Below are 9,341 nucleotides of genomic sequence, written 5' to 3'. Positions count from 1 at the left end.
CGGCTGGAGCGGGCTGCTCGACCGTCAACAGGCCTACGTCGAGGCCGAACCCGAAGGAGATATCCCATGATCACGCTCTACGCCTTCAAGTGGGTCCCCCCGTTCGCCCAGGGGCTGGTGCGCGATTTGCGCGTCCGCTGGGCGCTGGAAGAGGCCGGCCTGCCCTATTCGGTGAAGCTGCTCGGCCAAGGCGACCAGGACTCGCCGGAGTACCGGAAGATTCAGCCCTGGGGCCAGGTCCCGGCGATCGAGGCCGACAGCCTGGTGCTGTTCGAGAGCGGCGCCATCGTCCAGTACATCGCCGAACGCTCCGAGGTGCTGATGCCGCGCGACGCCGCCGGGCGGGCGCTGGTGGCGCAGTGGCTGTTCGCCGCTCAGAACTCGGTGGAGCCGCACATCAGCAATCTGGCCAATATCGACCTCTTCCACCCCGACGAAGCGTGGGCGAAGGCGCGGCGACCGGACCAGGAGGCGTTCACGCGGATGAAGCTGGCCTCGCTCGCCAAGCGGCTGGCCGGCCGCGAATGGCTGGAGGACCGGTTCACGGCCGGCGACCTGATGATGGTCACCGTGCTGCGGAACCTGCGCCACACCGACATCGTCACCGCCGACGCGGTGCTGGGTCCCTACGTCGCCCGCGGCGAGGCCCGCCCGGCGTTCCAGCGGGCCCTCTCGGCGCAACTCGCCACCTTCGACGCGAATGCGCCGGAGCTCACGCCGGCGTGACGTAGAGCGAGCGCGGCGTCCTGCCTCCCGCCGCTTCGCGGGGGAGGCAGGACGGGTGGTCAGGCGACGCGCTCGCCCTGCACCCAGACGCCCCGCACCACCGGCAGCCCGTCCACCAGCCGCACCCGCACGAGGTCGGCACGGTGGCCGGGCGCGATGCGGCCGCGGTCGTTCAGGCCGGCGGCGCGGGCAGGTGCCTCGGTCACCAGGGCGACGCCGCGAGCCAGGCTCCAGCCAAACGGCTTGGCGGTAATGCGGAAGGCGCACTCAATCAGGCTGCGGGGGACGTAGTCGGAAGCGAAGCCGTCGAGCAGGCCGAGTTCGGCCAGCTCCGCGGCGCGCACGTTGCCGGAGTAGGAGCCGCCACGGATCAGGTTGGGGCCGCCCATGATGATCGCCATGCCGCGCTCGCGCGCCCGGCGGGCCGCCTCCACCGTTACCGGAAACTCGGCGACGGTCGCGCCCAGGTCGGCGGCTTCGTCGACGTGCTCCAGGTCCTCGTCGTCATGGCTGACCAGCGGCATGCCGCGCTCGCGGGCGAGCTCGGCCACATAGGCGCGGTTCGGCGCGGCGTTGCGCGACTGGCGCTCGCGGGCGGCGGTGAGGCGCTCTTCAATCGCTACGGCGCTCATGCCGCCTGCACGCCAGTTGTCCAGATACTGGTCGAGATTGCGGTACTGCCGCTGCCCCGGCGTGTGGTCCATCAGCGAGAACAGCGCGGTCATCGGGTGATCGGCCAGGTGGTCGAGCCGTTCGCGCAGGTCGTCTGCGGCCGTCTCGCAGCGCCAGTGGATGAGGTGCTCGCCCTTCAGCATGCCGGCGCGCTTGGCGGTCAGCAGCCCGTCCACCAGCCGGCGCAGGTTGTCCTCCTTGCGCGCCACCGACGGGTTGAAGCTGCCGACGCTGAGGGAATCGAAGGTGGTGGTCACGCCCACCGACAGGCCGCAGCCGTCGTGGGTCACCGCCGCCGATACCGGATTCCAGTCGATGTTCGGGCGCGGGAAGTAGTGCTTTTCAAGACTGTCGGTGTGCAGGTCGATGATCCCAGGCATCAGCACGTCGCCCTCGAGATCCTCGCCCACCGCGGAGGCGCCGGACGCCACTTCGGCGATCCCGCCGTCCCGAACCAGCAGCGAGCCGATGAAGTCTTCCTCGCCCGCAACGATGCGCGCGTTCCGAAACGCAAGCTCCACGAGATCCCTCCTTGGGGTCAGTCGGTTTTCGGTTCGTAGAAGTCGATCTCGACCTCGGACATGGAGCGGCTCTCGCCATACTCCAGCGGCCGGCCGAGGCCGTCGACGTTCAGGTATCGGTGCACCAGCAGCGGCACATGCTTGGGCACATGCAGCAGCTCGCACTCCCGGGTGGTGGGCAGCCGCGCCGAGATGGCGGTGCGGCGGCGGGTGTAGTCGGGGATGCCGGAATCGATCAGCGTCTGGGTGATCGTGCCGCGCTTCTTGTACATCTCGATGAAGGTCGGGAAGCGCTGGAAGCTGAAGACGTGCTGGCCGATGCCGGTCGGCTCCTCGTTCACGAACCGCATCCGTTCCAGGAAGATCACCGGGTCGCCGACCTTGATCTCCAGCGCCTGGGCCATACGGGCGTCGGCGGGGCGCACCTCGAGCTTCAGCGTCTGAGTGCGGGGGTGACCGCCTTGCTTGCGGACGTTCTCGGTGAACCTCGGCCGCTTGTTCAGGCGCAGCGGCGCGCTCGCCCGCCGCACGTAGCTGCCCCGCCCCTGAGTGGATTCCACCATCCCCTTGTCCTGCAGGTCCAGGAGGGCCCGGCGGACCGTGTGGCGGTTGACCATGAACTGTCGTGACAGCTCGTGCTCGGTCGGCAGCTTATCGCCCGGTGACAGTTCACGCGCACGGATACGCTTCTCAAGTGATTGGGAAATCTCCCGCCACAAGGGCACGCCGACCGTCATTGCAGAGCCTCTTCAGTTATCGTATCGCTGTCTAGACAAGTTTTACTACTGTCATTGAAGTTTCATCTTTGGGTTCTTGCCGCCCGATGGCGCTTACATTACCAATCAGCCAACGCGAATACAACAGTTTGCTTGTTTGTCGGAGGTAATCGAATGAGCCCGGGAACGGTTGTCGGTGAAGCGCCTCCGGAGCGGCGGCGCTGGCTTTCGGTGCTGGCCAAGGCGCTGCCGCGCGAGCTGGTGGAGGCCTGGGACGAGCTCAAGGACCGCCCCGCCTTCACCGCCCTGCGCAAGGCCGAGACCGGCCTGGTGCTGGTCCGCGGCCGTATGGGCGGCACGGGCGACGCCTTCAACGTGGGCGAGATGACGGTGACCCGCGCGGCCGTGCGGCTGCCAGGCGGCGAGACCGGCGTCGGCTATGTCGGCGGCCGCGACAAGCGCCACGCCGAACTAGCCGCCGCGGTGGACGCGATGATGCAGTCCCCCACCCTGCGCGAGCGCGCCCAGGCCATCGTCGAGCGGCTCGCCCGCCAGCAGCAGGCCCGGCGCGACGCGGCCGCGCGCAAGGCCGCCGCCACCCGCGTCGACTTCTTCACCATGGTCCGCATGCGGAGCCCCGACTGATGTCCGCGACCCTCGACCTCGCCAAGATCCACCCGGGCTTCCTCGACCCGGTGCGGGAGTCCCAGGCGGTGTTCCGCAAGGTGATGGACGCCGTCGCCCGCCCGGGCAGCGTCGCCGACCTGGCCTTCGCGGTGGACGGCCCGCCGGGCCTGGACTGCGCCGCGGCCGCCGTGGCCCTGACCCTGCTCGACTTCGAGACCCCGGTCTGGCTGGATTCGGCGCTGGCCGGCGGCGAGGCCGAGGCCTGGATTCGCTTCCACGCCGGCTGCCCGCTGACCAAGGAAACGGCGCAGGCGGACTTCGCGCTCGTGACCCGGGCGCAGGACTGCCCGCCGCTATCGGCCTTCAACCAGGGCGACGCCAAGTACCCGGACCGCTCCACGACGGTGATCCTTCAGGTCGCCGGGCTCGAGGGCGGCGAGCCGGTGGCCCTCACAGGCCCCGGCATCAAGACAGAGACGACCATCGCCCCCCGCGGCCTGCCCGACGGCTTCTGGGAGCAGATCCAGACCAACCACGCGCAGTTCCAGTTCGGCGTCGACGTCCTGCTCGTCGCCGGCCCGAAGCTTTTGGCCCTGCCGCGCAGCACGCGCGCCCAGATCAGGAAAGGCTGAGCCCATGGCCTACGTCTCCGTGAAAGGCGGCGAGAAGGCGATCACCAACGCCCATCGCTGGCTTGAAGAAGATCGCCGCGGCGATCGCGCGGTCCCCGAACTCACCGTCGAACAGGTCCGCGAGCAGATGTCGCTCGCGGTCGACCGGGTGATGGCTGAGGGCTCCTGCTACGACCGCGGCCTCGCGGCCCTGGCCATCAAGCAGGCCAGAGGCGACCTGCCGGAAGCGGTCTTCCTGCTGCGCGCCTACCGCACCACCCTGCCCCGCCTCGGCGCCTCGTTGCCGATTGAGACCGAGGACATGGCCGTGCGCCGCCGCGTCTCCGCCGCGTTTAAGGACATCCCGGGCGGCCAGGTGCTGGGCCCGACGTTCGACTACACCCACCGCCTGCTGGACTTCGCCCTCGCCGCCGACGGCGAGACCCCGATCGCCCCAGCCCCCGAGGCCGAGCAGCCCCAGGAATACCCGATGCCGACCATCGCCTCGGTGTTCCGGCACGAGGATCTGCTGGAGCACGAGGAGCCGACCGAAGGCGCCGACGAGCCCTTCGACCTGACCCGTGAGCCGATGAGCTTCCCGGCCGGCCGCGACCAGCGGCTGCAGGCGCTGGCCCGCGGCGACGAGGGCTTCCTCCTGTCGCTGGCCTACTCCTCGCAGCGCGGCTGGGGCGCCACCCACCCGCTCTGCGGCGAGATCCGCCTGGGCGAAGTGGCCGTCGAGTTCGTGCCCGAGGAGCTCGGCTTCCCGATCGAGATCGGCGAGATCACCGTCACCGAGTGCACCATGCTGTCGGGCTTCTCCGGCTCGGCGAGCCGCGCGCCGCAGTACACCCGCGGCTACGGCCTGACCTTCGGCCACTGCGAGCGCAAGGCGATGAGCGTGGCGATCGTCGACCGCGCCCTGCGCCACCGCGAGGTGGGCGAGCAGGCCGAGGCCCCGGTGCAGGACGAGGAGTTCGTCCTGTACCACTCCGACAACGTCGAGGCCTCGGGCTTCGTCCAGCACCTGAAGCTGCCGCACTACGTCGACTTCCAGGCCGACCTGCAGCTCATCCGCCGCCTGCGCCAGGAGCATTTCGACCGGCAGGCCGCCCTCAAGGAAGCCGCCGAATGAGCCCCTCCAATGCGCCGGAGCGCTACTACAACTACGCCTACCTCGACGAGCAGACCAAGCGGATGATCCGCCGGTCGATCCTCAAGGCGCTGGCGATCCCGGGCTACCAGGTGCCGTTCGGCTCGCGCGAGATGCCCGTGCCCTACGGCTGGGGGACCGGCGGCATCCAGCTAACCGCGGCGATCGTGGGCCCCGACGATGTCTACAAGTGCATCGACCAGGGGGCGGACGACACCACCAACGCGGTTTCGATCCGACGCTTCTTCGCCAAGGTGGCGGACGTCAAGACCACCGAGGATACCGGCGAGGCGACCATCATCCAGACCCGCCACCGGGTGCCGGAAAAGCCGCTGACGTCGAACCAGGTGCTGATCTACCAGGTGCCGCAGCCCGAGCCGCTGCGCGGCCTGGAGCCGCGCGAGACCGAGACCCGGGCGATGCACGCCTACGAGGAGTACGGCCTGCAGTACGTCTCGCTCTACGAGAGCGTGTCGCGCTACGGCCGGATCGCCAACACCGCCAGCTATCCGGTGATGGTCGAGGAGCGCTACCTGATGAGCCCCTCGCCGATCCCCAAGTTCGACAACCCCAAGCTCAACGACAGCGACGCGATCATGCTGTTCGGGGCGGGCCGGGAGAAGCGGATCTACGCGCTTCCCCCGCACACGAGCGTCCGCAGCCTCGACTTCGAGGACTACCCCTTCGAGGTCCAGACCTGGGAGCAGAGCTGCGCCCTCTGCGGGTCCGAGAACAGCTACCTGGACGAGGTCATCCTCGATGACGCCGGCCAGAAGATGTTCGTCTGCTCCGACAGCCACCACTGCGCCGAGCGGCGCCAGGCGGGCCACGCCGGCCCGATGGCCGGCCACGCCCTCGACCAGACCAAGGAGCCGGCCCAGTGAACGCCCCCTCCGTCAAGTTCGACGTCGAGCCCCTGCTCCGCGTCAGCGACCTCACCAAGTGGTACGGCCACGTGCTCGGCTGCCGCGACGTCTCCTTCGAGCTGCGCCCGGGGGAAGTGCTGGGCGTGGTCGGCGAGAGCGGATCGGGCAAGACCACCCTGCTCAACTGCATCTCGGGCAAGCTCCAGCCGAGCTCGGGCACGGTGGAGTTCGACACCTACCGCTTCGGCCTGAAGGACATCTACTCGCTGTCCGAGCCGGACCGGCGGCGGATGCAGCGCGAGGAATGGGGCTTCGTGCACCAGAACCCGCGCGACGGCCTGCGCATGCGGGTCAGCGGCGGCGCCAACGTCGCCGAGCCGCTGATGTACTTGGGCCAGCGCCACTACGGAAAGATGCGCCGGGCGACCATAGAATGGCTGGACCGCGTCGAGCTCGACACCCGCCGGATCGACGACAAGCCGCGCAACTTCTCGGGCGGCATGCAGCAGCGCATTCAGGTGGCCCGCAACCTGATCCACGGGCCCCGCCTCGTGTTCATGGACGAGCCCACCGGCGGCCTGGACGTCTCGGTGCAGGCCCGCCTGCTCGACCTGCTGCGCGAACTGGTCCGCGACCTGAACCTGGCGGTGATCATCGTCACCCACGACATGGCCGTGGCCCGGCTGATGGCCGACCGGCTGATGGTCATGAAGGGCGGCCAGGTCGTCGAGACCGGCCTCACCGATCAGGTGCTGGACGATCCCCAGCACCCCTACTCCCAGCTCCTCGTCTCCTCCGTCCTGCAGATCTGAGGCCCCCTATGTCCGCCCTTTCGCCGCCTTCGATCGTCGTCGAGGACCTGGCCAAGACCTTCGTGCTGCACAACGCCGATAGCGCGACCATTCCGGTCTTTCAGAACCTGCGCCTGGAGGTCCGCCCTGGGGAGTGCGTCGTCCTCTCCGGCGAATCCGGCGTCGGCAAATCGACCCTGATGCGCTCGATCTTCGGCAACTACCTGCCGACCAGCGGCGGTGTGCGGGTGATGCACGACGGCGCCTATGTCGACATCACCTCGGCCGCGCCGCACGAGGTGCTGGAGGTCCGCCGCCGCACCCTCGGCTACGTCAGCCAGTTCCTGCGGGTCATCCCCCGCATCCCCACCCTGCAGCTGGTGATGGAGCCGCTGCTGGAGAACGGGGTCGAGGAGGCCGCCGCGCGCGAGCGGGCCGTCGAGCTGCTCAAGGCCCTGCGCCTGCCCGAGCCCCACTGGGAGCTGCCGCCCGCCACCTTCTCCGGCGGCGAGCAGCAGCGGGTGAATATCGCCCGCAGCTTCATCCGCAAGTACCCAGTGCTGCTGCTGGACGAGCCGACCGCCTCGCTGGACGCGGAGAACCGAGCCATCGTCGTGCGGCTGATCAAGGCGGCGCTGGCCGAGGGCGCGGCGATGATCGGCATCTTCCACGACGAGGACGTGCGCGACGCCGTCGCCACCCGGCTGTTCCCGGTGTCGCAGTTCAAGGCGGCGGCCTGACCATGGTGCGCATCTTCTCGCACGCCGTCGTCACGCCCCAGGGGCAGCGCGCGGCCGAGGTCGTCGTCCAGGAGGGCGTCATCGCAGCGGTGGAGGACGCCTCCGCACCATCCGCCGGGGCGCTCGACTGGAGCGGCGAGGTGCTGATCGCCGGCCTCGTCGACATCCACACCGACAACTACGAGAAGCACTACCAGCCCCGCCCCGGCGCCCTCTGGGACGCCTACGGCGCGGCCCTGGCCCATGACGCCCAGTGCGCCTCGGCCGGCATCACCACGGTGTTCGATTCCCTCAGTCTGCACGGCTCCAAGGACGGGCTGAACCGCAAGGACGCCCTGCCGCCGATGATCGCCGGGATGGACGCGGCCCACGCCGACGGCGCGCTTCGGGCCGACCACCTGCTCCACCTGCGCTGCGAGGTGACCAACCCCGAGCTGCTCGACCTGCTCGAGCCGCACGTGGACCACCCGCGGCTGAAGCTCTTGTCGGTGATGGACCACACGCCCGGGCAGCGGCAGACCGCCGACACCGAGCGGCTGCACCAGCGCATGGTCGCCGCCGGGCGCTCGGAGGAAGAGATCGGCGAGATGCTGGCCCGTCGCCACGCCGGCCGCAATCCGTCCGTCGCTCCGGACAACCGCCGCAAGGTTGTCGCCTTCGCCCGCGAGTACGGCCTGACGCTCGCCGCCCACGATGACGCCAGCGTCGAGCACGTGGAGGAGGCCCGCGACGACGGCTGCGCCATCGCCGAGTTCCCGGTGACCCTGGAGGCCGCCCGCTGCGCGCGCAGCTTCGGCATGGCGATCTGCATGGGCGGGCCGAACTTCGTGCGCGGCGCGTCGCATTCGGGCAATCTGTCGGCCCGGGAGGCGGCGCAGGCCGGTCTCCTCGACATTCTCGCCTCGGACTATGTGCCGCTCTCGATGCTCCGCTCCGCCTTCATGCTGATCGACCTGTTCGGCTGGGCGCCGGAGAAGGCGGTGGCGACGGTGACCTGCGGCCCCGCCCGCGCCTGCGGCCTTGCCGACCGCGGCGAGATCGCCCCAGGCCAGCGCGACGACCTGGTCCGCGTCTCGCGCCGTGGCGATGGCTGGCCGGTGCCGGTGGAGGTCTGGCGCGGAGGCCGGCGCATTGCATGAGCCCCAGGTACGCGGTCTACTACGCCCCGCCGGCCGGGAGCGCCCTCTGGCGCAAGGCCTCCGCCTGGCTCGGCCGCGACGCCGACACCGGCGAGGCGCTGGCTCGGCCGGCCCTCCCCGGCCTGGAGGGCCTCGACCTCGACGCGCTGACCGCCGATCCGCGCGGCTACGGCTTCCACGCGACGCTGAAGGCGCCGTTCGAGCTTGCGGCGGACAGGACCGAGGCCGAACTGCTCGCCTTCGCCGGCCAGTTCGCGGCGGACCGCCCCGCCTTCGAGGCGGAGATCGCCCCGGCCGCCCTCGGCGCCTTCCTGGCCTTCCGCCCGCTCGGCGCCAGCCCCGCCATCGCCGCCCTCGCCGCCGACTGCGTGCGCGCCTTCGATCCCTTCCGCGCCCCTCTATCCGAGTTCGACCTCGCCCGCCGCCGGAAGGCGCCGCTCACGCCCGAGCAGGACGCCCAGCTCGTCCAGTGGGGCTACCCTTACGTGTTCGGCGACTTCCGATTCCACATGACCCTGACCGGCTCGATCCGCGACGAGGCGGTGCGCGCCCGCGTCCTGGCGGCGCTCCAGGCGCACTTCGCCGAAGAGACCGGCCCCCACCGCTTCGCCGGGATCGCCATCTTCAAGCAGCCCGACCGCACCGCCCCCTTCACGATCCTCGAGCGGTTCGCGTTCGAGGCGAAGGTCGCCGCCTGACCCTTTCCTTTCCCATCCATGGGAAAGGGGGACCGTCCGCCGAGCGCCAGCGAAGAGCGGGTGGTGGAAAGGGCAAGCTCC

At 70.1% G+C, this 9,341-nt stretch carries 11 protein-coding genes; 9 read left to right on the top strand and 2 right to left on the bottom strand.

The window, feature by feature from the left end; translation table 11 throughout:
- Nucleotides 1–66: 66 nt before the first annotated feature.
- Complete coding sequence (locus tag VHK87_RS09640; RefSeq protein ID WP_329634685.1) at nt 67–726, top strand: glutathione S-transferase family protein; 660 nt, start codon at nt 67–69, stop codon at nt 724–726.
- A gap of 59 nt (nt 727–785) precedes the next feature.
- On the opposite strand, the gene VHK87_RS09635 is transcribed toward VHK87_RS09640, so the two are convergent.
- A complete protein-coding gene (locus VHK87_RS09635) occupies nt 786–1,919 on the bottom strand; it encodes an alpha-D-ribose 1-methylphosphonate 5-triphosphate diphosphatase (RefSeq protein WP_329634684.1) in 1,134 nt (377 codons plus the stop codon).
- Between the two features lie 17 nt (nt 1,920–1,936).
- Nucleotides 1,937–2,656 (bottom strand): phosphonate metabolism transcriptional regulator PhnF, encoded by a 720-nt coding sequence (gene phnF, locus VHK87_RS09630; RefSeq protein WP_329634683.1) that lies wholly within the window; start codon nt 2,654–2,656, stop codon nt 1,937–1,939.
- A gap of 153 nt (nt 2,657–2,809) precedes the next feature.
- On the opposite strand from phnF, the gene phnG reads away from it, so the two are divergent.
- Genes phnG through VHK87_RS09590 form a run of 8 tightly spaced genes read left to right on the top strand, consistent with a single transcriptional unit; the run spans nt 2,810 to nt 9,260 of the window.
- Nucleotides 2,810–3,280: a phosphonate C-P lyase system protein PhnG gene (gene phnG, locus VHK87_RS09625; RefSeq protein ID WP_329634682.1), complete on the top strand. Its 471-nt coding sequence runs from the start codon at nt 2,810–2,812 to the stop codon at nt 3,278–3,280.
- On the top strand, nt 3,280–3,894 hold the full coding sequence (phnH, locus tag VHK87_RS09620) for a phosphonate C-P lyase system protein PhnH (protein WP_329634681.1): 615 nt from the start codon (nt 3,280–3,282) through the stop codon (nt 3,892–3,894). The genes phnG and phnH overlap by 1 nt, the downstream gene beginning before the upstream one ends.
- Nucleotides 3,895–3,898: 4 nt before the next feature.
- Complete coding sequence (locus VHK87_RS09615) at nt 3,899–5,008, top strand: carbon-phosphorus lyase complex subunit PhnI (protein ID WP_329634680.1); 1,110 nt, start codon at nt 3,899–3,901, stop codon at nt 5,006–5,008.
- Complete coding sequence (locus tag VHK87_RS09610) at nt 5,005–5,910, top strand: alpha-D-ribose 1-methylphosphonate 5-phosphate C-P-lyase PhnJ (protein WP_329634679.1); 906 nt, start codon at nt 5,005–5,007, stop codon at nt 5,908–5,910. Before VHK87_RS09615 ends, VHK87_RS09610 begins: the two co-directional genes overlap by 4 nt.
- Nucleotides 5,907–6,704, top strand: a complete 798-nt coding sequence (phnK, locus tag VHK87_RS09605; RefSeq protein ID WP_329634678.1) for a phosphonate C-P lyase system protein PhnK — start codon at nt 5,907–5,909, stop codon at nt 6,702–6,704. The genes VHK87_RS09610 and phnK overlap by 4 nt, the downstream gene beginning before the upstream one ends.
- Before the next feature lie 8 nt (nt 6,705–6,712).
- Nucleotides 6,713–7,423 carry a phosphonate C-P lyase system protein PhnL gene (gene phnL, locus VHK87_RS09600; RefSeq protein ID WP_329634677.1) on the top strand — a complete coding sequence of 237 codons (711 nt, stop codon included), beginning with the start codon at nt 6,713–6,715 and terminating at the stop codon, nt 7,421–7,423.
- A 2-nt stretch (nt 7,424–7,425) separates the two neighbouring features.
- Nucleotides 7,426–8,562: an alpha-D-ribose 1-methylphosphonate 5-triphosphate diphosphatase gene (locus tag VHK87_RS09595; protein WP_329634676.1), complete on the top strand. Its 1,137-nt coding sequence runs from the start codon at nt 7,426–7,428 to the stop codon at nt 8,560–8,562.
- Nucleotides 8,559–9,260 carry a DUF1045 domain-containing protein gene (locus VHK87_RS09590; protein WP_329634675.1) on the top strand — a complete coding sequence of 234 codons (702 nt, stop codon included), beginning with the start codon at nt 8,559–8,561 and terminating at the stop codon, nt 9,258–9,260. Before VHK87_RS09595 ends, VHK87_RS09590 begins: the two co-directional genes overlap by 4 nt.
- Nucleotides 9,261–9,341: the final 81 nt, after the last annotated feature.

The organism is Phenylobacterium sp. (assembly GCF_036263695.1).
Lineage (GTDB): Bacteria > Pseudomonadota > Alphaproteobacteria > Caulobacterales > Caulobacteraceae > Phenylobacterium.
Note: the sequence above shows the minus strand (reverse complement) of the source record. Positions and strands in the feature narration are given on the sequence as shown.

Excerpts from the sequence above, each read along its gene's own strand:
- VHK87_RS09640 (WP_329634685.1), top strand. The coding sequence starts at position 67 with ATGATCACGCTCTACGCCTTCAAGTGGGTCCCCCCGTTCGCCCAGGGG.
- phnF (WP_329634683.1), bottom strand. The coding sequence starts at position 2,656 with ATGACGGTCGGCGTGCCCTTGTGGCGGGAGATTTCCCAATCACTTGAG.
- phnG (WP_329634682.1), top strand. The coding sequence starts at position 2,810 with ATGAGCCCGGGAACGGTTGTCGGTGAAGCGCCTCCGGAGCGGCGGCGC.
- phnH (WP_329634681.1), top strand. The coding sequence starts at position 3,280 with ATGTCCGCGACCCTCGACCTCGCCAAGATCCACCCGGGCTTCCTCGAC.
- VHK87_RS09615 (WP_329634680.1), top strand. The coding sequence starts at position 3,899 with ATGGCCTACGTCTCCGTGAAAGGCGGCGAGAAGGCGATCACCAACGCC.
- VHK87_RS09610 (WP_329634679.1), top strand. The coding sequence starts at position 5,005 with ATGAGCCCCTCCAATGCGCCGGAGCGCTACTACAACTACGCCTACCTC.
- phnL (WP_329634677.1), top strand. The coding sequence starts at position 6,713 with ATGTCCGCCCTTTCGCCGCCTTCGATCGTCGTCGAGGACCTGGCCAAG.
- VHK87_RS09595 (WP_329634676.1), top strand. The coding sequence starts at position 7,426 with ATGGTGCGCATCTTCTCGCACGCCGTCGTCACGCCCCAGGGGCAGCGC.
- VHK87_RS09590 (WP_329634675.1), top strand. The coding sequence starts at position 8,559 with ATGAGCCCCAGGTACGCGGTCTACTACGCCCCGCCGGCCGGGAGCGCC.